Annotated in this window: 21 protein-coding genes; 6 read left to right on the top strand and 15 right to left on the bottom strand. The window is 62.1% G+C overall.

Annotation, left to right across the window (positions count from 1 at the left end):
• Positions 1 to 5: 5 nt before the first annotated feature.
• Positions 6 to 428 (bottom strand): META domain-containing protein, encoded by a 423-nt coding sequence (locus tag AC097R_RS08015; protein WP_479597465.1) that lies wholly within the window; start codon positions 426 to 428, stop codon positions 6 to 8.
• A 126-nt stretch (positions 429 to 554) separates the two neighbouring features.
• On the opposite strand from AC097R_RS08015, the gene AC097R_RS08010 reads away from it, so the two are divergent.
• Positions 555 to 1,250 (top strand): phosphatase PAP2 family protein, encoded by a 696-nt coding sequence (locus tag AC097R_RS08010; protein ID WP_479597463.1) that lies wholly within the window; start codon positions 555 to 557, stop codon positions 1,248 to 1,250.
• A 2-nt stretch (positions 1,251 to 1,252) separates the two neighbouring features.
• On the opposite strand, the gene AC097R_RS08005 is transcribed toward AC097R_RS08010, so the two are convergent.
• Positions 1,253 to 2,167: an SDR family oxidoreductase gene (locus AC097R_RS08005; protein WP_479597461.1), complete on the bottom strand. Its 915-nt coding sequence runs from the start codon at positions 2,165 to 2,167 to the stop codon at positions 1,253 to 1,255.
• A 44-nt stretch (positions 2,168 to 2,211) separates the two neighbouring features.
• Here AC097R_RS08005 and AC097R_RS08000 point away from each other — a divergent pair, with 44 nt between their 5' ends.
• Positions 2,212 to 3,264, top strand: coding sequence for a CDP-6-deoxy-delta-3,4-glucoseen reductase (locus AC097R_RS08000; protein ID WP_479597459.1), 1,053 nt, complete (start codon positions 2,212 to 2,214; stop codon positions 3,262 to 3,264).
• Between the two features lie 18 nt (positions 3,265 to 3,282).
• On the opposite strand, the gene AC097R_RS07995 is transcribed toward AC097R_RS08000, so the two are convergent.
• The 9 genes from AC097R_RS07995 to AC097R_RS07955 form a co-directional block, all read right to left on the bottom strand.
• Positions 3,283 to 3,666 carry a hypothetical protein gene (locus AC097R_RS07995; protein ID WP_479597457.1) on the bottom strand — a complete coding sequence of 128 codons (384 nt, stop codon included), beginning with the start codon at positions 3,664 to 3,666 and terminating at the stop codon, positions 3,283 to 3,285.
• A 125-nt stretch (positions 3,667 to 3,791) separates the two neighbouring features.
• Positions 3,792 to 4,511 (bottom strand): ABC transporter ATP-binding protein, encoded by a 720-nt coding sequence (locus AC097R_RS07990; protein WP_479597454.1) that lies wholly within the window; start codon positions 4,509 to 4,511, stop codon positions 3,792 to 3,794.
• Between the two features lie 9 nt (positions 4,512 to 4,520).
• Positions 4,521 to 5,291 carry an ABC transporter ATP-binding protein gene (locus tag AC097R_RS07985; RefSeq protein ID WP_479597451.1) on the bottom strand — a complete coding sequence of 257 codons (771 nt, stop codon included), beginning with the start codon at positions 5,289 to 5,291 and terminating at the stop codon, positions 4,521 to 4,523.
• Between the two features lie 65 nt (positions 5,292 to 5,356).
• A complete protein-coding gene (locus tag AC097R_RS07980) occupies positions 5,357 to 6,442 on the bottom strand; it encodes a branched-chain amino acid ABC transporter permease (RefSeq protein WP_479597449.1) in 1,086 nt (361 codons plus the stop codon).
• 13 nt (positions 6,443 to 6,455) lie between these two features.
• Positions 6,456 to 7,385 carry a branched-chain amino acid ABC transporter permease gene (locus tag AC097R_RS07975; RefSeq protein ID WP_479597447.1) on the bottom strand — a complete coding sequence of 310 codons (930 nt, stop codon included), beginning with the start codon at positions 7,383 to 7,385 and terminating at the stop codon, positions 6,456 to 6,458.
• Between the two features lie 222 nt (positions 7,386 to 7,607).
• On the bottom strand, positions 7,608 to 8,903 hold the full coding sequence (locus tag AC097R_RS07970) for a replication-associated recombination protein A (protein WP_479597444.1): 1,296 nt from the start codon (positions 8,901 to 8,903) through the stop codon (positions 7,608 to 7,610).
• Positions 8,904 to 8,914: 11 nt separating this feature from the next.
• Positions 8,915 to 9,544, bottom strand: coding sequence for an outer membrane lipoprotein periplasmic chaperone LolA (gene lolA / locus AC097R_RS07965; protein WP_479597441.1), 630 nt, complete (start codon positions 9,542 to 9,544; stop codon positions 8,915 to 8,917).
• Between the two features lie 67 nt (positions 9,545 to 9,611).
• Complete coding sequence (locus tag AC097R_RS07960) at positions 9,612 to 11,942, bottom strand: DNA translocase FtsK (RefSeq protein WP_479597439.1); 2,331 nt, start codon at positions 11,940 to 11,942, stop codon at positions 9,612 to 9,614.
• 40 nt (positions 11,943 to 11,982) lie between these two features.
• Complete coding sequence (locus AC097R_RS07955) at positions 11,983 to 12,657, bottom strand: Crp/Fnr family transcriptional regulator (protein ID WP_479597436.1); 675 nt, start codon at positions 12,655 to 12,657, stop codon at positions 11,983 to 11,985.
• A gap of 163 nt (positions 12,658 to 12,820) precedes the next feature.
• Here AC097R_RS07955 and trxB point away from each other — a divergent pair, with 163 nt between their 5' ends.
• From trxB to rpmG, 3 genes are all read left to right on the top strand, one after another.
• Entirely contained in the window at positions 12,821 to 13,771 is a 951-nt protein-coding gene (trxB, locus tag AC097R_RS07950; RefSeq protein WP_479597434.1) for a thioredoxin-disulfide reductase, read from the top strand.
• A 227-nt stretch (positions 13,772 to 13,998) separates the two neighbouring features.
• Positions 13,999 to 14,232, top strand: a complete 234-nt coding sequence (gene rpmB / locus AC097R_RS07945) for a 50S ribosomal protein L28 (RefSeq protein ID WP_105260014.1) — start codon at positions 13,999 to 14,001, stop codon at positions 14,230 to 14,232.
• An 11-nt stretch (positions 14,233 to 14,243) separates the two neighbouring features.
• Entirely contained in the window at positions 14,244 to 14,414 is a 171-nt protein-coding gene (gene rpmG / locus AC097R_RS07940; RefSeq protein ID WP_029707149.1) for a 50S ribosomal protein L33, read from the top strand.
• Between the two features lie 391 nt (positions 14,415 to 14,805).
• Here the strand turns inward: rpmG and AC097R_RS07935 are convergent, their stop codons facing one another.
• Positions 14,806 to 16,020 (bottom strand): DesA family fatty acid desaturase, encoded by a 1,215-nt coding sequence (locus tag AC097R_RS07935; protein WP_479597430.1) that lies wholly within the window; start codon positions 16,018 to 16,020, stop codon positions 14,806 to 14,808.
• A 147-nt stretch (positions 16,021 to 16,167) separates the two neighbouring features.
• A complete protein-coding gene (locus tag AC097R_RS07930) occupies positions 16,168 to 17,439 on the bottom strand; it encodes an RsmB/NOP family class I SAM-dependent RNA methyltransferase (RefSeq protein ID WP_479597428.1) in 1,272 nt (423 codons plus the stop codon).
• A gap of 16 nt (positions 17,440 to 17,455) precedes the next feature.
• Here AC097R_RS07930 and AC097R_RS07925 point away from each other — a divergent pair, with 16 nt between their 5' ends.
• A complete protein-coding gene (locus AC097R_RS07925; RefSeq protein WP_479597425.1) occupies positions 17,456 to 17,695 on the top strand; it encodes a DUF1653 domain-containing protein in 240 nt (79 codons plus the stop codon).
• 39 nt (positions 17,696 to 17,734) lie between these two features.
• On the opposite strand, the gene AC097R_RS07920 is transcribed toward AC097R_RS07925, so the two are convergent.
• Positions 17,735 to 18,865, bottom strand: coding sequence for an ATP-binding protein (locus AC097R_RS07920; protein WP_479597423.1), 1,131 nt, complete (start codon positions 18,863 to 18,865; stop codon positions 17,735 to 17,737).
• The gene (locus tag AC097R_RS07915) at positions 18,865 to 19,605 is read right to left on the bottom strand and encodes a response regulator (protein WP_479597421.1); all 741 of its coding nucleotides are present in this window, start codon (positions 19,603 to 19,605) and stop codon (positions 18,865 to 18,867) included. Before AC097R_RS07915 ends, AC097R_RS07920 begins: the two co-directional genes overlap by 1 nt.
• Positions 19,606 to 19,714 lie beyond the last annotated feature (109 nt).

The following is a 19,714-nucleotide window of genomic DNA, read 5'->3' as shown; positions in this document are numbered from 1 at the left end:
CAATGTCAAGGCGCCGTAGTGGCAGGCGCCAGGCGGGCCAGCAAACGGCCTGCCGCGTCTTGCAACAGCAACTGCCCGTCTTGCAAACGCACGCTGCGGGTGGCCTCCAGCGCCTTGAAGAAACGGTCCTCCTGGCCTTGGGGCGCCGTCATGCAGGCCTTGCCAGTCGCAGCGAGGGGGCCGAGCTTCAAAGCACCCTGCTCCACCACCGCCCGGCCCATGAAGGCGTTGCAGCCGCCGCTGCCTGCCAGCTGGTCCGCAGCGGTCCAGCGCAACCGGGGGGCTGGGGCTGCCACGGTGGCGATGCCATCGATGTAGCTGGCCACCCATTCACGCCCCTGCAACAGGGCACCTGACACCGGGACGGCCTGAGGTTGCACCGGGGCGACCTCGCAGCCGGCCAAAGCCAGCACAAGCGCAACCGTCACAACAGGTTTAAAAGAAGAAAACAGCATGGAGGTATCCGGAGAATCGGGTGGCAAAAGCCTATGGTAACCAGCCCCGACCAACATCCCGCACAATCACGGTCTTTCGCGTTCCGAACCTCCAACCCCATGTCGTCGTCTACCACCCCTGCCACCACAGCCACGCCCCGCCTGTTTTGGGGCCTGCTGGCCTTTGCACTGCTGGCCGCTCTGGTGCCCACGGCGTTCCCGGCGTTGGACCTGGCGGCAGCAGGCCTGTTCACCGGGGCAGAGCCCACGATCGCCTCGGGCAACTGGTGGTGGGTGCAGGGCATCAACCTCTATATCCCGGCCATTTTTCGCGGCGTGCTGGTGCTGTGCTTTGTGGGCTGGCTGGTCGCCACCTTCTCGCAACGCTGGAAACATTTGCGCCTGCCGCTGGCCTTTGTGGTGCTGGCGGGCATCGTCGGGCCCGGCGCGGTGGTGAACGCGGGGTTCAAGGAACACTGGGCGCGCGCGCGGCCCTACCAGGTGGAGAACTTTGGTGGCACGCAACAATTCACCCGCGCCGCAGTGATGACCGACCAGTGCGACAACAACTGCTCGTTCGTCAGCGGCCACGTGGCCTGCGGCTTCTTTCTGGCCACCCTGCTGCTGGTGCACCGCCGTCGGCAAACCGCCTGGGCCGTGGTGGGCACGCTCAGCGGCTTGGTGATTGGGTTTGCCCGCATGTCCGACGTAGCGCACTGGCTCAGCGACGTGCTGTGGGCCTATCCCATCACCCTGGCCAGCAGCTGGTTGGTGTGGCGCGCCCTGCAATGGGCCTACCAGCGCTACGCGCCTTAGCCTTAAATACTGCGCAACCCCTGCTGCACATCGGGGTAACGCAGCACCAGGCGCAGCTCCTGCTTCATGCGCTGGTTCAGCAGGCGGCGTGATTCACTCATAAAACTCAGCAACATCACGGGCAACTGCTCGCGTGCGCTGTCACGTGCCACCCGCGGTGGCCGGGGCAGGCCATAGAGATCGGCCGCCATGTCAAAGTAGTCGCCCATCTTGAGTTGCGAATCGTCGCTCACGTTGTAGGTGCGCTGTGGCTTGCCACGCCACAGCGCGAGCCAGCAGGCGCGGGCCAGGTCATCGGCATGGATATGGTTGGTGTACACGTCGTCTTCTGCGCACAACACGGGCGTGCCTTTGAGCAGCCGGGCATGGGGCGTGCCGCCCTCGCGGTTGGGCGCATAAATGCCGGGTATGCGCAGCACGCTGAGCGGCACACCGCTGGCCCGGCCCCAGGTGCGCAAGGTCTGTTCGGCATGCACGCGGCGCTGCGCGCGCGAGGTCTGCGCAGACAGCGCGTGGGTCTCGGCCACCCATTCACCCTGGCAGTCCCCATAGACGCCGCTGGTGGACCCATACACCGCACGCTGCGGCGCGCTGCGCCGGCGCAAAACCTGGCCCAGATGGGCTGCGCGAGGGTCGGACCAGCCTTCAGACGGCGGGGGCGCCAGGTACACCACGCGGTGGGCCACACCGGCCAGGCGATGCAGGGTGGTGGCGCGGTCCAGGTTGCCCACCAGGGGAACGGCGCCCAATGCCCGCAGCGCCTCCACACGCGACGCGCTGGAGGTCAGCGCCAGCCAGCGCACCGTGGTGTGCGCCGCCACCATGCGGCTGCCCACGTCGCCACAACCCACCACCAGCACACGCTGGCGTTTGAAGCGGGACGGCAGGGCACCAAGGGGAGACTGGATTGAAGGCAAAATCAGGGGCTACAGACAGACAAGCCCTTGAGGATACCCAAAAGATGACCGCCCCTGCGGACGCCACCACCACTTTCTCCGTCACCGTGCAGCCCAGCGGACGCGCCTTCAGCACCCAAGCCGATGAAACCATTCTGGCCGCCGGCATCCGCCAGGGCATTGGTTTGCCCTACGGTTGCAAAGACGGCGCCTGCGGCTCCTGCAAATGCAAACTGCTGTCAGGCTCGGTACACCACAGCTTGCACCAGGCCAAGGCATTGAGCGAGCAGGAAGAAGCCGCCGGCCTGGTGCTGACCTGCTGCGCCACTGCGCAGAGCGATGTGGTACTCGAATCGCGCCAGGTGACCGAGGCTGGCGCCCTGCCCATCAAGAAAATGCCGACGCGCGTGACCACCCTGCAACGGGTGTCCGACGACGTCATGGTGCTGCAACTGCAGTTGCCGGCCAACGACAACTTTGCGTACCGTGCCGGGCAATACGTCGAATTCATCTTGCGCGATGGAGCACGGCGCAGCTACTCCATGGCCAGCGCACCCGGCCAGGGCGCTGGCATGGAGCTCCACATCCGCCACATGCCTGGCGGCAAGTTCACCGACCACGTGTTTGGCGCGATGAAGGAAAAAGAAATATTGCGGCTGGAAGGGCCCTATGGCTCGTTCTTCCTGCGCGAAGACTCGGACAAGCCCATCGTGCTGCTGGCCTCTGGCACCGGCTTTGCACCCGTCAAGGCGTTACTGGAGCACATGCTGGCGCAAGGCATTGCGCGGCCCGTGACGCTGTACTGGGGCGGGCGCCGCCCTGCGGACCTGTACATGGACGCTTGGGTACGTGAGATGCAGCAGCGCCTGCCCCATCTGCGCTACGTGCCCGTGGTGTCCAACGCACTGCCAGAAGACGCCTGGCTGGGGCGCACAGGCTTCGTGCACCGCGCGGTGCTGGACGACCTGCCCGACCTCAGTGGCCATCAGGTCTACGCCTGTGGCGCACCGATTGTGGTGGACTCGGCCCGCACCGACTTTTGTGCAATGGCGGGTCTGCCGGAAGAAGAGTTTTTTGCGGACGCGTTCACCTCGGAGGCCGACAAGGCCCACGCCTGAACGCACCCCGGGGACGGGTTACTGCTTGCCGTTCTTGCGATCGCGCTTGCCGTCGTGGTTCAGGTCCACTTGGCGGTCATGCTTTTGGTAAGCGATGTCGCGGCTCTCGGCGCGCTGCAGGTGCGCAATGCGCTTGCGCTCTTGGCCCGTCACCTTGCCGTCGGCTTCGGCGTGGTCTTCGACCTTGTCGATGCGGGCTTCACCCCGGTTCAGGCGGCGGGCTTCACGCGGGGTCAGTTGGCCAGAACCCACACCTTGCGCAATGCGCTTTTCCTGATTGGCCTCGCGCTGATCAATCTTGGGCGTAGCCAAGGGATCTTTGGGTGCGGGGCTTGCGGTTTGCGCAAACGCGGCGCCGGTCGCGGTCAATACCAAAGCGGCCAGCAAAGTGTGAATTTTCATGGTGAACTCCTGTTGAGGTTGAGCATGGAATGACTCCATGCGCTGTCAACGGCCTCACTCAGTGCTGGCCTGACATCCCGAATGCAAAGTGCCGTAACAACTTGTATCCGGGATGCCCGGGGGGCTTATTCGCCCAGGTAAGCAGCGCGCACCTTGGGGTCGGTCAGCATGTCGGATGCTTTGCCGGTCATCGTCACAATGCCGGACTCCATCACATAGCCGCGGTTGGCGATGGACAGTGCGCGGCTGGCGTTTTGCTCCACCAGCAGCACGGTCACGCCCTGGGCGTACACGTCTTTCACCACTTCAAAGATCTTGTCCACCATGATGGGCGACAGACCCATGGAGGGCTCGTCCAGCAGCAGCACCTTGGGGCGGCTCATCAGCGCACGGCCCATGGCCAGCATCTGTTGTTCGCCACCGGACATGGTGCCGGCCAGCTGGTCCTTGCGCTCGCGCAGGCGCGGGAAGATGGTGAACATCTTCTCGATGTCGGCCAGGATGTCAGCCTTGTCGGTGCGGATGTAGGCGCCCATCTGCAGGTTTTCGGTGATGGTCATGCGGGTGAACACGCCGCGGCCTTCGGGCACCATGGCCAGGCCTTGTTTGACCAGGTCCCAAGGGCCCTGACCCTTGATGCTTTTGCCCAGGTATTCGATGTCACCTGCGTTGATGGGCAGGATGCCGGTGATGGCCTTCATGGTGGTGGTCTTGCCAGCACCGTTAGAGCCAATCAGCGACACCAATTCACCTTCGTGGACTTCGAAATCCACACCTTTGACGGCTTGGATGCCGCCATACGAGACCTTCAGGCCTTTAACTTTGAGCAGAGTCTGGGTTGTCATGCTAATTCCTTAGTGGCCGCTCGTGCCCAAGTAGGCCTCAATCACTTTTTCGTTTTTCTGTACATCGGCAGGTGTGCCTTCGGCAATTTGCTTGCCGTAGTCCAGCACCGTCACGCGGTCGCACAGGCCCATCACCAGCTTCACATCGTGCTCGATGAGCAGGATGGTGCGGTTGTCCTTGCGGATGCGGTCAATCAGTTCGCGCAGCATGACCTTTTCGGTGGCGTTCATGCCAGCAGCGGGTTCGTCCAACGCAATCAGCTGGGGGTCGGTGGCCAATGCGCGGGCGATTTCCAGACGGCGCTGGTCGCCGTAGCTCAGGGTACGGGCCTTGTAGTCGGCAAACTTGCCAATACCCACGTAGTCCAAAAGCTCTTGGGAGCGCTTGGCAATCGCGAGTTCTTCGGCCTTGAAGCCGGGTGTGCGGAACACGGCACCCAACAAACCGGAGTGGGTGCGGATGTGGCGACCCACCATCACGTTTTCCAGCGCGGTCATTTCTGCGAACAGGCGAATGTTCTGGAAGGTGCGGGCGATGCCGGCCTTGGCCACGGTGTGCACTGCAGTGGGTTGGTAAGGCCGGCCGGCCAACTCAAAGCTGCCGCTATCGGGTGTGTACATGCCGGTCAGCACGTTGAAGAAGGTGGTCTTGCCGGCGCCGTTGGGACCGATCAGGCCGTAGACCTGGCCGCGTTCGATTTTGATGCCCACATCGCTCAGGGCTTGCAAACCGCCAAAGCGCTTGGACACGCCGGAGACGTTCAATACTGTATCTGTCATATGGATTCCATTCTGTTGAGGGCCAGCGGGCTTGCGCAGGGCGCGAAGCCGTGGCCCAACAAAGTTCAGGTTTTGGCGTTTTGCAAAGATTTACCGTGCTCTGGCGAAGGCCACAGACCGCGCGGACGAATCAGCATGACGCTGATCATGGCCAGCGCAATCAGCAACTGGCGCAGGATGGAAGCATCCAGGCGACCACCGGTCATGGCTTGCAGCGGGCCAGCCACGTAGCGCAGCACTTCAGGCAGCGCCGACAGCAGCACTGCCCCCAGAATCACACCGGGCAAATGGCCCACGCCACCCAGCACCACCATGGCCACAATCATCACGGACTCCATCAGACTGAAGGACTCGGGAGAGATGAAACCCTGAAACGCGGCAAACATCGCACCCGACACGCCACCGAAGGTAGCGCCCATGCCAAAGGCCAGCAGCTTCATGTTGCGGGTGTTGATGCCCATGGCCTTGGCGGCAATTTCGTCTTCGCGAATGGCCATCCAGGCGCGGCCCACGCGGGACAGCTCCAGGCGGTGGCTGATCACCACACTCACCACGACCAGCGTGAGGAACAGGTAGTAGTAAAGCGATACCGAGGCAAACTCGAAACCAAAGAAGCTGTGCTTTTTGCCCAGATTGAAGCCGAAGAAATGCAAGGGATCGATGCCAAGAAGACCCTTGGGACCATTGGTGATGTTGACGGGGTTGTCCAGGTTGTTCATGAACACCCGGATGATTTCGCCAAAGCCCAGGGTCACGATGGCCAGGTAGTCACCGCGCAGGCGCAGTGTAGGCGCCCCCAGCAAGATGCCAAACACACCGGCCAGACCCGCCGCCAACGGCACGATGGCCCACAGCGGTGTGTGCATGCCCTCTGGGAACATGGCGGCAATGGCGGGGAAGGTTTCCACCAAGTGGGGCGATGCCAGCAGGCCATACATATAGGCACCAATGGCGAAGAACGCCACATAGCCCAAGTCCAGCAGACCGGCGTAGCCCACCACAATGTTCAGGCCCAGGGACAGCAGCACAAACAGCAGTGCCATGTCCACGATACGGACCCAGGCGTTGCCGAAGCCTTGCAGCACCAGCGGCAGGATCAACAGGCCGGCAGCGGCCACCAGCATGGTGATCAGTCGTTTTTGAGAGTTCATCTGTTGGGTCTCCTTACGCACGATCGGCCACACGCTCACCCAGCAAGCCGGAAGGACGCAATGTCAACACGATGATCAGAACAATAAAAGCAAAAATGTCGGAGTAGTGGCTGCCCAGCACACCACCGGTCAGCGCGCCAATGTAGCCAGCACCAATCGACTCGATCAGGCCCAGCAGGATGGCGCCAACGACGGCACCCGCCAGGTTGCCGATGCCGCCAAACACGGCCGCGGTAAAGGCCTTGAGGCCGGGCAGGAAGCCCATGGCGTGCTGTGCGGTGCCGTAGTTGGACGCGTACATCACACCGGCAATGGCGGCCAGCACGGCACCGATGATGAAGGTGGCAGAAATCACCATGTCAGGCTTTACGCCCATGAGGCCCGCCACGCGCGGGTTCTCGGCCGTGGCACGCATTGCGCGCCCCAGCTTGGTGTAATTGACCAGCCACATCAGCAGCGCCAACGACACCGCGGTGACGCCGAGGATCATCACCTGGGTCGGCGTGATCACCGCGCCGGCAATGTCAATGGGCGTGTTGGGCAAGAGCGTGGGATAGGACTTGTAGTTGGGCTTCCAGATGATCATTGCCAGCGTTTGCAGCAAGATGGACATGCCGATGGCGGTGATCAGGGGAGCCAGCTTGGGGCTGTTGCGCAGGGGACGGTAGGCCACTTTCTCAATGACGAAGTTGAGGGTGGCAGCGACCACGCAGGCAATGATGAGGGCCAGGAAGAGGATGATGAAGCCGGGGGTACCGGGCATCGCGTCCTGCATGAGGCCAATCACGGTCCAGCTGGTCAGGGCTCCCACCATCACCACTTCGCCATGGGCAAAGTTGATCAGGTTGATGATGCCGTACACCATCGTGTAGCCCAGCGCGATGAGCGCATACATGCTACCTAACACCAGACCGTTGATGATCTGCTGTATCAAAATATCCATAAATACTCCGTTGTTCTTGGATGCGAACGGCATGGCCGTTAACACTGGTGGCGTTAGACCAATCGAAAGCAATAAGCCTGCCACGTCAGGTTCACTGGCGGTGCAGGCCAAAGCAGTGCCGCGATTCTAGCGAGGTCGCGTACAGGGGTCTCGGGGCTTTGGGGTGGGTTTACCCTTGAAAAGTATGCCGATTCGGCAACACTTTCTGCATTTCATGCAGTATTAACTTTGCTTATGATTGCGCGCTTTTAGATCGCGTAACTTCTCACTGATACGAATCTCCAGCCCCCGCTCTACCGGCCTGTAGAAATTCGTACCGGCCATGCCATCGGGCAGGTATTGCTCCCCCGCCGCGAAGCCATCCTCTTCGTCATGCGCATAGCGGTAGCCCTTGCCGTAGTCCAGCTCTTTCATCAGCTTGGTGGGCGCATTGCGCAGGTGCATGGGCACGGGGCGCGTGCCATCTTTCTTGATAAAGGCTTTGGCTTCGTTGAAGGCCTTGTAGACCGCGTTCGACTTGGGTGCAACGGCCAGGTAGATCACACACTCGGCCAGGGCCAGCTCACCTTCCGGTGTGCCCAGGCGCTCGTACACATCAGCCGCATCCAGCGCCATGCGCAGCGCGCGGGGGTCGGCCAGGCCGATGTCTTCAGCGGCCATGCGGATCAGGCGGCGCGCCATGTATCGCGGGTCGGCTCCGCCATCCAGCATGCGCACAAACCAATACAGCGAGGCATCAGGGTCCGAGCCGCGCACGCTTTTGTGCAGGGCCGAGATGGTGTCGTAAAACTGCTCGCCACCCTTGTCGTAGCGGCGCATGCGCTCGCCCAAGACCTTCAGCAGCCATGCATCGGTGATCTCGCCCACCTTCTCCTGCACGGCGGCCACGGTCAAGGTTTCCAGCGTGTTGAGCAGGCGCCGGGCGTCGCCATCGGCGTAGGCGATCAGCCGATCCACCGCTATGGTTTCGATAGCTGGTAGCGCAGACTCCGCCTGGGCCCGCTCCACTATTTGCTTCAAATTGTCGGCATCCAGCGGCTGCAGCACATAGACGGCGGCGCGGGACAACAACGCCGAGTTGACCTCGAAAGACGGGTTTTCGGTGGTGGCGCCAATGAAGGTAAACAGGCCGCTTTCCACATGCGGCAAAAACGCGTCCTGCTGGCTTTTGTTGAAGCGGTGCACCTCGTCCACAAACACGATGGTGCGGCGCTGCTCCAGCCCGTCGCGGGCCAGCAAGGCCTGCTCCACGGCCTCGCGGATGTCCTTGATGCCACCCAGCACCGCGCTGATGGTGATGAACTGTGCGTCAAATGCATCGGCCATCAGCCGCGCAATGGTGGTCTTGCCCACGCCGGGCGGGCCCCAGAGGATGCAGCTATGCGGCTGGCCCGATTCAAACGCCAGGCGCAGTGCCATGCCATCACCCAGCAGGTGCTGCTGGCCAATCACCTGCCCCAGGGTCTTGGGGCGCAGCAGTTCGGCAAGTGGGGGGTGTTTCGATGGCGACGATGCCATGGTTGTTCGCGCTATTGGCGCACCACGTCCGCACCGGCCGGTGGCTTGAACTGGAAGGCCCCGGCGTCCAGCACCGCGTTGGACTGAAAACCCAGAAAACTCAGCACCGAGCGCTGGCCAAAGCTGTCCAGAATCTCCAGCACCGCCAGTTGGTCTTGTTTAAAGCCCACGCGTACCTGCTGCAGCTGGCTGTCTTTGGCTTTGGGCGTGCCTTGCACCCACTGCAGTCCGTCCTTGTCGGGCGCATCGGCCAGCGCGAAGTCGGCTTGCAGGGCCTTCAAATCGGGCGCCGCCGCAATCAGCGCGGCGGGCGTGGAACCCAGGGCGGCTGACTGCTTGCGCGCGGTCACCTGGTTCAGGTCCACGTCGTACAGCCACAGCGTTTGACCGTCGGCCACGATGGTTTGCTCGAACGGTTTTTTGTAGACAAATTTGAAACGGCTGGGCCGCGCAAACTCAAAGCTGCCACTCGACGTTTTGCTGCGCGCGGTCTGCCCTTCCTTGGCGGGTGCGGTCACCACCTGGGTGAAGTCGGCCTTGCCGCTTTTCACCGTCTTCACGAAGGTTTCCAAGCTCTCCAGGCCTCCAGCCCCCGCGGACATTGCGCTGGCAGCTATCAAAATAAGAGCAATTTGTTTCATCTTAGTCAGTCATTGATCGGTTGGGGTCAGAGCACATTCGCTTCGCGAAGTGGTCTGACCCACAAGGTCACTCATTTCGGGCCGGCACCAGAATTTCGCGCTGGCCACTGCCACTCATGGAACTCACCAGCCCTGCTTTTTCCATGTCTTCCACCAGCCGCGCGGCACGGTTATAGCCAATCTTCAGATGGCGCTGCACCAGCGAGATACTGGCCTTGCGGTTCTTCAGCACCACTTCCACGGCCTGGTCGTACATCGGGTCTTTCTCGCCACCGGCGTCGCCGCCACCCTCACCGTCTTCGCCATCCACCGTGCCACCTTCGAGCACACCGTCGATGTAGTCCGGTTCGCCTTGGCTCTTCAGATAACTTACAACGCGGTGAACCTCTTCGTCGCTGACAAAGGCGCCGTGCACGCGGATCGGCAGACCTGTACCGCTGGGCATGTAGAGCATGTCGCCCATGCCCAGCAGGGCCTCGGCGCCCATCTGGTCCAGGATGGTGCGGCTGTCGATCTTGCTGCTGACCTGAAAGGCAATGCGGGTCGGGATGTTGGCCTTGATCAGACCGGTGATCACATCGACGCTGGGACGCTGTGTCGCCAGAATCAAATGGATGCCGGCTGCACGCGCCTTTTGCGCCAAACGCGCGATCAGCTCTTCAATCTTCTTGCCCACCACCATCATCAGATCGGCCAGCTCGTCAATCACCACCACGATGTGCGGCAGCCGGTTCAGCGGCTCGGGGCTGTCGGGCGTCAGGCTGAAGGGGTTGTAGATGAACTCACCCTTGGCCTTGGCATCGTCGATCTTGACGTTGTAGCCCGCCAAGTTACGCACGCCCATCTTGCTCATCAGCTTGTAGCGCTTCTCCATCTCTGCCACGCACCAGTTCAGGCCGTGTGCGGCCTGGCGCATGTCGGTCACCACGGGGGCCAGCAGGTGCGGAATACCTTCGTACACCGACATTTCCAGCATCTTGGGGTCGATCATCAGCAAGCGCACATCGCGCGCTTCGGCCTTGTAGAGCAGCGACAGAATCATCGCGTTGATACCGACGGATTTACCAGAACCGGTCGTACCCGCCACCAACACGTGCGGCATCTTGGCCAAATCGGCCACCACGGGGTTGCCCACAATGTCTTTGCCCAAGCCCATGGTCAGCATGGACTTGGCTTCGTTGTAGACCTGCGAACCCAAAATCTCAGAGAGCTTGATGCTCTGGCGCTTGGCGTTGGGCAGCTCCAGCGCCATGTAGTTTTTGCCGGGGATGGTTTCCACCACGCGGATCGACACCAGGCTCAGCGAACGCGCCAAGTCCTTGGCCAGGCCCACGATTTGCGAGCCTTTCACGCCCGTGGCAGGCTCAATCTCGTAGCGCGTGATCACCGGGCCAGGCTGGGCCAACACCACACGCACCTCCACGCCAAAGTCTTTCAACTTCTTCTCGATCATGCGGCTGGTCATTTCCAGCGTCTCGGGCGCCACGGTTTCCTGGCGCAGCTGGGCACCGTCCAGCAGATCGACCTGCGGCAGCTTGCTGTCGGGCATTTCGGTGAACAACGGCTTCTGCCGTTCCTTGGCCACGCGCTCGCTGCGCGGCAGCTCCACGATGACGGGCTCAATCAACACCGGCGTGGGGTGGTGAATTTCTTCTTCCTCCCGCTCTTCCAGGAACACCTCTTCGCGCTCGCGTACCGCCAACTGGCCCAGCTCGCGGTCTTGCGCGGCCTCGATCTTTTCGCGGCGCGATTCCACCAGACCGTCCAGCAGCGAGCCAATGCGCTCGGCTGCGCGGGTCCACGAGAAACCAAACACCCAAGCCGCGCCCACCAGACCGAGCACGATGGCCACCAGGCCCGCACCGGCAAAGCCCAGCCACTGCACGCTGAAAGGCCCCACCAAGCGGCCAAGGGCGCCGCCACTGGTACCGGGCAGATGCGCCTCCCAGCGGTACAGGCGTGCCCACTCCAACGACGTGCTGGCGTACACCAGCAGGACCAAACCACCCCAGAAAATCCAGCGCCCACCACGCGTGGGTGCATGGGCAGCCCGGCTCGCCGCATCAGGCGACTCACTGCGCAGGCGCACGGCCAGCAGCGACAGCCAAATGCGCCAGCCCGCGGCCACGCACCACCAGACGGAATAGCCGAATAAAAAGTAGCTCATGTCCGCCAGCCAGGCGCCCAGGCGGCCACCGTGGTTGGTAATCGGCTGCCCCGTGCCCGAGGTGGACCAGGCCGCGTCTTGCGGGGAGTAGCTCAGCAATGCGATCAGCCACAGCGCCAGCGCCACAAAGCCGGCCACCAGGGCGATTTCGCTGGCAAAACGCACCACGCCGGTGGGCGGCTCGGGCGCATCGCGGCTGGAAGATTGCAGTGTGTGAAGTAAATAGGTCATGGTGCAAGCCAGTAGTGCACCGGCAGGTGAAGCAGTGGGGTCAACGGGGTTTGGAGCGGCGTTCCCACACCCGCATGCCACCGTCTTTGTGTGTTTTGACGAAGCCCTGCTCTTCGAAGTCTTTCATCACGCGGCTGACCATCTCGCGGGATGCACCTACCATTTTGGCCAGGTCCAATCGTGAGATCTTGTCGCGAATCAGCAGCTCCCCGTGTTCATTGGGCTCGGCCGCGTCCAGCAGCACATTGGCCACGCGGCCATACACGCCCATCAGCGCCAGAGACACAATTTTCTGGTCCGCATTGCGCAGGCGCTGCACCAGGCCGCGCATCACAGCCGCAGCAATGGCGGTGTTTTCCGCCACACAGCGGGTGAAATCATCGCGCCCCAGTATCAGCAGGTCCATCTGGGTGTCGGCCACCACGGTGGCCGAGTGGGGTTCGTTGTCGATCAGGCTCATCTCGCCGATGTAGTCACCGGCCTTCAGGGTGGCCAGAATCACTTCACGGCCCTTGTTGTCGGTCATCACCACATGGGCGCGGCCGGCCAGGATCAAGTGCAGCGCGTTGGAGTTGGCCCCCTGGTCCACAATGTTCACGCCCTTTTTGATGCGCTGCTTGTCGACGTTGGCCGCCAGCGAATCCACCTGCGTAGGCGTCAACATGGCGAACAGGGGCACCCTGCGTATCAATTCCTGGTTGCTCAGCATTGCCATTCAACGGTTTCCTGAACTTTTAAATCCTGTTTCTTACAATCGGCAGGCTAAAGGGTTAGTAGCCTGCCGCGTTTGACGCGTTCCCGCTTGATCTGGAGAACGACGCCCCGAACTGTACACGGCACGACCCGTGAATTCGATCCTCGACAACAAAGGTTACATCATGTCCAACACCAAGCACGCCAAGGTCCTGATTCTGGGATCTGGCCCTGCGGGTTATACCGCTGCAGTTTACGCAGCCCGCGCCAACCTGAACCCGGTGTTGATCACCGGCATGGCCCAGGGCGGCCAACTGATGACCACCACCGAGGTGGACAACTGGCCCGCCGACGTGGGCGGTGTGCAAGGCCCCGAGCTGATGCAGCGCTTTCTGGAGCATGCCGAACGCTTCAAAACCGAGGTGGTGTTTGACCACATCGGCGCCGTGGACCTGTCCAAGCGCCCCTTCTCCCTGACCGGCGACAGCGGCACCTATACCTGCGATTCGTTGATCATTTCCACCGGTGCGTCCGCCAAGTACCTGGGCCTTCCATCTGAATCGGCCTTCATGGGCCGCGGCGTGTCCGGCTGCGCCACTTGCGACGGCTTCTTCTACCGCAATGAAATCTGCTGCGTGGTAGGAGGCGGCAACACGGCCGTGGAAGAAGCGCTGTACCTCTCCAACATCGCCAGCAAGGTGTACCTGGTGCACCGCCGCGACAAATTCAAGGCAGAGCCCATCCTGGTGGACAAGCTCATGGATAAGGTGGCTGCGGGCAAGATTGAGCTCAAAACCTTCCAAACCCTGGACGAAGTGCTGGGCGACGCTTCCGGCGTGACCGGCATCCGCCTGAAAAGCGTGCATGACGGCAGCACCGAAGACATCACTCTCAAGGGTTGCTTCATTGCCATTGGCCACTCGCCCAACACCGACATCTTCCAGGGCCAGTTGGAGTTGGAAAACGGCTACATCGTGACGCAGGGCGGCCTGAAAGGCTTTGCCACCCAAACCAGCATCCCCGGTGTGTTTGCGGCCGGTGACGTGCAGGACCATGTGTACCGCCAGGCCATCACCAGCGCTGGCACCGGTTGCATGGCCGCGCTGGACGCCCAGCGTTTCCTGGAACAAGACTGAGCCGCTTGCGGCCCTGACGTCAAAACAGCTATAATCCAAGGCTTTGCTGCGTTCGCCCCGTGAGGGGCCTGCCCGTTTTGGGAGCGCAGCGAATTCCGCCCAAGCAAAAGGCGGGGGGTTACCGCCACCCTTTTTCATGGCGAGGTGAGGTTTAAGCGAGATCGGACGGGTTTGTTTTCCAAACCGTTTTGATCGTCAGTGAAAACCGTTTATATCGGAGTGTCCACATGGCACGCGTATGTGAAGTAACGGGCAAAGGCCCAATGGTCGGAAACAATGTTTCCCACGCCAACAACAAAACCAAGCGCCGGTTCCTGCCGAACCTGCAATACCGCCGTTTCTGGGTCGAGACCGAAAACCGCTGGGTTCGCCTGCGGATTTCGAACGCAGGTTTGCGTTTGATCGACAAAAAGGGTATTGATGTTGTGCTCGCAGATCTGCGCGCACGTGGCCAAGCATAAGGAGCAGAACCATGGCAACCAAAGGCGGACGCGAAAAAATCAAGCTGGAATCTACAGCTGGTACCGGTCACTTCTACACGACCGACAAGAACAAGAAAACCATGCCCGAGAAAATGTTGATCAAGAAATTTGATCCCGTTGCTCGCAAGCATGTGGACTACAAGGAAATGAAGCTGAAGTAATTCAGGTTCTTCCGGTCCCAAAAAAGCCCGCCCTGTGCGGGCTTTTTTACGCCCCTACTTACTGAGGGTGAGATTGATGAGAGGCATCTCTTTCGCACGCAGCAGGTAGGGCTTGGGCGCCCTGCTTCGTGTCCCCCGGGCTTCGGCCTCCTCCTTGACCTACGCAGGACACCCAAGCCCTACCTGCTGCTGGAATGTGGACGTGCAAGGAGATGCAGCACTGGCTATGGCGAGCCAACCTTCGCAAGATCGGGCGGGGTAAGCGTTTTGCGCAGGTAAAGGAGGAGGCCGAAGGCCGGGGGACACGGAGCAAAACGCTTACCCCGCCCGATCTGGAGCGCGCAAAAAAAAAGCCCGCACAAGGCGGGCTTCAGAAACGGGGCAGGACGCCTTAAACGTGCGCGGCACGCAGCTTCAAAGAGAACTCGCGCAAGGCGGCAATACCGCTCTCTTCCGCACGGTGGCACCAGCCTTGCAGGTCCTTGGTCAACTGTTCACGCGACACATGGGTGTTGAGCCACATCTGACGCAGCTCTTCGCGCATGGTCACCATCTTGTCCAAGACGGGAGATGCAGCGCGGGCTTGAGCCAGCTGGGGAGCGGCTGCAGCAGGCACCTTCTCTTCGTCACGGTGCATCCAGCGCTTGGCGGCCTTGATCACAGCGGCGTCGGCGCTGCGGGCTTTGACGGACTCGAATTCGTCACGGGCCGCTTGGCGCACGCCCTTGGCGTAGGTCGCCATGATCTCGTAGCGGTTGGCGATCAGCGCTTCCAATGTCTTCTCATCGGCCACAGGGCGAATGTCACCGTAGGCGGCTTTGGGGGGCGTCTTCTTGACGGTGGCCAAGCCCACGGCTTGCATGATGGTGATGTACATCCAGCCAATGTCGAACTCGTAAGGCTTGACCGACAACTTGGCCGACGTGGGATACGTGTGGTGGTTGTTGTGCAACTCTTCACCGGCAATGATGATGCCCCAAGGAGAGATGTTGCGGCTTTGGTCCGCAGCTTCAAAGTTGCGGTAGCCCCAGTAGTGGGCGGCACCGTTGATGATGCCAGCGGCGGTGATGGGGGTCCACGCCATTTGCAGGGCCCAGACAGCCATGCCAGCGGCGCCAAACAGGAACAGGTCGATGATCATCATCAGGCCCACGCCCTGCCAGGAGTAGCGGGTGTACAGGTTGCGCTCAATCCAGTCGTCAGGAGTGCCGTGGCCAAAGCGGGCCATGGTTTCCTTGTTCTTGGACTCGGCGCGGTACAACTCGGCGCCCTCAAACAGCACTTTTTTGATGCCGTACACGTGGGGGCTGTGGGGATCTTCGGCCTGCTCGCACTTGGCGTGGTGCTTGCGGTGGATAGAGGCCCACTCTTTGGTCACCTGGCCGGTGGTCAGCCACAGCCAAAAGCGGAAGAAATGCGACGCGATGGGGTGCAGGTCCAGCGCACGGTGCGCTTGGTGGCGGTGCAGGAACACCGTCACGCTGATCATGGTGACGTGTGTCATGGCCAAGGTGAACAGCACGATTTGCCACCATGCAATGTTCCACATGCCATGAGCCAGCCACTCAATTGCTGCGTTCAGCACAGCCCAATCAGGTAACAACATAGTCAATTCAATCTCTCAACGAGTGTGGTTAGTTATGAAGCTGGGCGCGCCACCGCGTCCCACCAAGCTCCAATTTTAGATGCTGCTGTCTTTTTTGGCTAGATAAATCGTACAGAAGTTAAAAAACATTAACTTTCGTCAAATTATTCACTTCTTTTGCCAAACTGCCGCGAAGAATCCATCGGTTGAATGAACATGGGGCCACAAACGCAGGTACAACTGGCCATCTTCACCACCAGCGCACAGGCTTGGTGCGTTCTCTACCTTGAGTCCATCCAGCACTTCGCCAGCAGGCAGGGCCACGAAGTCAGGATTCGCGGCGGCAAAGGCCTCGGCAATGGCCTCGTTCTCTTGCGGCAGCACACTGCAAGTCGCGTAGACCAGACGCCCGCCGGACTTCACCATGCGCGATGCGCTTTGCAGGATGGCCGCCTGTTTGACCGCCATCTCCTCCACAGCTTGTGCGTTTTGGCGCCATTTCAAGTCGGGGTTGCGGCGCAGGGTGCCCAAACCGGTACACGGTGCGTCCACCAACACCCGGTCCATCTTGCCGGACAGGCGCTTCACGCGATCGTCGCGCTCATGGGCGATGGCCGCAGGGTGCACGTTGGAAAGGCCACTGCGCGCCATGCGCGGCTTGAACGAGTCCAGACGGTGGGCGGATGTGTCAAAGGCGTAGAGACGGCCCGTGCTGCGCATGGCGGCGCCCAGTGCCAGGGTTTTGCCACCAGCGCCGGCGCAAAAGTCCACCACCATCTCACTGCGCTTGGCGTCCACCAGCATGGCCAGCAGCTGCGAACCTTCGTCCTGCACCTCAAAGTCGCCGCGTACAAAGGCGTCGTTCTTGTTCAGCGCAGGTTTGCCGGCAATGCGCAGGCCCCAGGGGGAATATGGCGTGGGCACGGCCTTGATGCCGGCCTGCTGCAGTTCTTTTTGCACATCGCTGCGCTTGGCCTTGAAGGTGTTGACGCGCAAATCCAGGCCTGCGCCCAGGTTCAGGCTGTCCACCAGGGGCCAAAAACCGTCGCCCAACTGCTCTTTGAGGGGCTGCACCAGCCACTCGGGCAGGTTGTGGCGGTGGCGTTCCATCAAATCCGTGGGTTTGACGGCCTCGCATTGGTCCAGCCAGCGTTGCTCTTGGTCGGTCAGCGCGCTGCGCAGGAAATCGCCCGGGCCGTAGAAGCCCAGAATCGCCAGGCGGCGCTCTTTGGGACCGCTGCCCGAAGGAGCCAGGTGGTCGAACAACAGCTTTTTGCGCAGCACGGTGTAGGCCGTTTCGGCCAGAGTGGCGCGCTCGCGCGGGCCCAGGCCCCGGTTATCACGGAAGAAACGCGAGACGATGGCGTCCGCAGGATGGTCAAATTTAAGGACGAGCCGGACCAATTCGGAACAGGCGTCAAGCAGGGCTTTTGGATGCATAGCCTAGGATTGTCCCATGAGCATCGAAAACCTTCCCCCATTAGTGACCACCCCCACTGGCCGTTACCGCCATTACAAAGGCATGGAATACCAGGTACTGGACACCGTGCGCCACAGCGAAACGCTGGAGCCCATGACCCTGTACCGTGCACTGTATGGCGAGCATGGCCTGTGGGTGCGGCCCGCCGCCATGTTTCTAGAAACGGTGGTGATTGACGGTGTGGCCCAGCCCCGCTTCACCCGCATTGAGGACTAAATCGACCGCTAGCCCCCGTAGAACCTGCGCAAGTAGCTCCTAATTCAGGAGCGCTTTAGATTCTGCAACTTTGCGCGGCAGCAGCAATTCAGCCTGCAGACCACCGCCCGCGCGGTTGATAAGCAGCACGCTGCCGCCGTGCTGGCGCGCAATGTCACTGGCTGTGGCCAGGCCCAGCCCTACCCCGCCGCTGTTGCGGTTGCGCGAGGCCTCCACGCGGTAAAAGGGCTGGAGCACTTTAGAGAGCTCAGCCTCGGGAATGCCCGGGCCGCGGTCCCGCACGGTCACGCGCACGCCCTGCGCGTCCTCGGTCAGCCGCACCTGCGCACCACCACCATAGCGCACGGCGTTGTCCAGCAGGTTGGTGATGCAGCGGCGCAGCGCCGAGGCTTGCGCCCGCACGGGCACCAGCGGGGCGGCATCTGCCATGTCCATCGCCACATCGTGGCCACAGTCCTGCTGGTCCTCCACCAGGCTGCCTACCAGCGAGGCCAGGTCCAACGCCACCCAGGGTTCGGCGTCGGCGGCACCCCGCAGGTAGTCCAGCGTGGCACGGATCATGGTGTCCATCTCGGCAATGTCTTTGCCAAAGCGCTGGCGGTCCCCTGCGTCCTGCAAGGACTCCACCCGCAATGCCAGGCGCGTGAGCGGCGTGCGCAGGTCGTGCGACACGGCGGCCACAAACTGGTCACGCTGCTCCAGCTGGGCACGGATGTGCTGCTGCATCTGGTTGAACACGCGGGTGGCCTCGCGGCACTCCAGCGTGCCAGCCTCGGGCAGCGGGGCGCGGTGGATGTTGAGGCCCAGCTCACGCGCGGCGCCCGCCAGGCGGCGCACGGGGTCGGACAGCCAGCGCGCACCCACCCAAGCGGCCAACAGCAGCGCAGCCAGGCGCACCGCAATGTCCAGCAGCAGGCCCAACGTGGGCGGACCCGGGGGGCCATCGGGGCCGCGGAAATGGGGTGGGGGCGGCGGGCCGGCGGCCTCCATCGCCACGGGCGGCCGGTGCAGGCCGGGTGGGGGGTGCAGCTCAAACATCAGCGTCAGTGCCAGCACATGGCTGACGACCACGGCCACACCCAGCAGCAGCGCCAAACGGCCAAACAGGCTGTCGGGCAGCCAGCGCTCGACCCAGGCGGCGGCGTGCCGACCCCGAGTGCGCAGCGGCATCAGGCCCGCCACGCCACCCGCCCCTGCACGGACTGCACGTTGAACATATACCCGGCGCCACGCACGGTCTTGATCATGGACGGTTCGTTCGGATCATCGGCCAGCTTTTGCCGCAGGCGCGAGACCAGCAGGTCGATGCTGCGCTCGAACGCGTCCATGGCGCGGCCCCGGGCCTGCTCCATGAGCTGGTCGCGGCTGAACAGGCGCCGCGGGGTTTGCAAAAAGGTGTTGAGCAGGCGGAACTCGGCGTTGGACAGCGCCACCACCAGCCCCGTGGGCGAGACCAGGGTGCGCTCGTCGCGGTGCAGCTCCCAGCCATCAAAGCAGACCACGTCGCTGCGCGCCAGGATGGGGGTGGAGTCTTTGGCGCCCTGGGCGCGGCGCAGCACGGTGTGGATGCGGGCCACCAGCTCGCGCGGCTCGAAGGGTTTGCCCATGTAGTCGTCGGCGCCGCTCTCTAGCCCCATGACACGGTCGATCGTGGTGGAGCGCGCGGTGAGCATGATGACCGGGATGTGTGAGCGCTCGCGGATCTCGCGCGACAGCGTGAGCCCGTCGGTGCCAGGCAGCATCACGTCCAGCACCACCAAGTCCACGCGGTGTTGCACCAGCTGCTGACGCATGGTGTCGGCGTCACAGGCTGTGTGCACGTCGAGGTTGAAGCGGCCGAGGTACTCACTCAGCAGCGCGGTGATTTCGGCGTCGTCATCGACAAGAAGAATGGAGGTTCTGGCGGTCATGGGCAGTCCTAGCGGCCGGACCAGTGTAGAAAAATGCCCTCCCTCTTAAACGATCAATTGGCCGGTAAGCCCGCGCCAGTTGTGCGCTTGTCGGGGCCGTTTGTATCGG

Source organism: Rhodoferax sp. ZS1R25, assembly GCF_056521335.1.
Note: the sequence above shows the minus strand (reverse complement) of the source record. Positions and strands in the feature narration are given on the sequence as shown.

What these genes read in the sequence shown, in the direction of transcription:
- AC097R_RS07985 (WP_479597451.1), bottom strand. Translation starts at nt 5,291, where the DNA reads ATGACAGATACAGTATTGAACGTCTCCGGCGTGTCCAAGCGCTTTGGC.
- AC097R_RS07925 (WP_479597425.1), top strand. Translation starts at nt 17,456, where the DNA reads ATGAGCATCGAAAACCTTCCCCCATTAGTGACCACCCCCACTGGCCGT.
- rpmG (WP_029707149.1), top strand. Translation starts at nt 14,244, where the DNA reads ATGGCAACCAAAGGCGGACGCGAAAAAATCAAGCTGGAATCTACAGCT.
- AC097R_RS07920 (WP_479597423.1), bottom strand. Translation starts at nt 18,865, where the DNA reads ATGCCGCTGCGCACTCGGGGTCGGCACGCCGCCGCCTGGGTCGAGCGC.
- AC097R_RS08000 (WP_479597459.1), top strand. Translation starts at nt 2,212, where the DNA reads ATGACCGCCCCTGCGGACGCCACCACCACTTTCTCCGTCACCGTGCAG.
- AC097R_RS07935 (WP_479597430.1), bottom strand. Translation starts at nt 16,020, where the DNA reads ATGTTGTTACCTGATTGGGCTGTGCTGAACGCAGCAATTGAGTGGCTG.
- AC097R_RS07915 (WP_479597421.1), bottom strand. Translation starts at nt 19,605, where the DNA reads ATGACCGCCAGAACCTCCATTCTTCTTGTCGATGACGACGCCGAAATC.
- trxB (WP_479597434.1), top strand. Translation starts at nt 12,821, where the DNA reads ATGTCCAACACCAAGCACGCCAAGGTCCTGATTCTGGGATCTGGCCCT.
- AC097R_RS07930 (WP_479597428.1), bottom strand. Translation starts at nt 17,439, where the DNA reads ATGCATCCAAAAGCCCTGCTTGACGCCTGTTCCGAATTGGTCCGGCTC.
- AC097R_RS07980 (WP_479597449.1), bottom strand. Translation starts at nt 6,442, where the DNA reads ATGAACTCTCAAAAACGACTGATCACCATGCTGGTGGCCGCTGCCGGC.
- rpmB (WP_105260014.1), top strand. Translation starts at nt 13,999, where the DNA reads ATGGCACGCGTATGTGAAGTAACGGGCAAAGGCCCAATGGTCGGAAAC.
- AC097R_RS08010 (WP_479597463.1), top strand. Translation starts at nt 555, where the DNA reads ATGTCGTCGTCTACCACCCCTGCCACCACAGCCACGCCCCGCCTGTTT.
- AC097R_RS07995 (WP_479597457.1), bottom strand. Translation starts at nt 3,666, where the DNA reads ATGAAAATTCACACTTTGCTGGCCGCTTTGGTATTGACCGCGACCGGC.
- AC097R_RS07970 (WP_479597444.1), bottom strand. Translation starts at nt 8,903, where the DNA reads ATGGCATCGTCGCCATCGAAACACCCCCCACTTGCCGAACTGCTGCGC.
- AC097R_RS07955 (WP_479597436.1), bottom strand. Translation starts at nt 12,657, where the DNA reads ATGGCAATGCTGAGCAACCAGGAATTGATACGCAGGGTGCCCCTGTTC.
- AC097R_RS07960 (WP_479597439.1), bottom strand. Translation starts at nt 11,942, where the DNA reads ATGACCTATTTACTTCACACACTGCAATCTTCCAGCCGCGATGCGCCC.
- AC097R_RS07990 (WP_479597454.1), bottom strand. Translation starts at nt 4,511, where the DNA reads ATGACAACCCAGACTCTGCTCAAAGTTAAAGGCCTGAAGGTCTCGTAT.
- lolA (WP_479597441.1), bottom strand. Translation starts at nt 9,544, where the DNA reads ATGAAACAAATTGCTCTTATTTTGATAGCTGCCAGCGCAATGTCCGCG.
- AC097R_RS07975 (WP_479597447.1), bottom strand. Translation starts at nt 7,385, where the DNA reads ATGGATATTTTGATACAGCAGATCATCAACGGTCTGGTGTTAGGTAGC.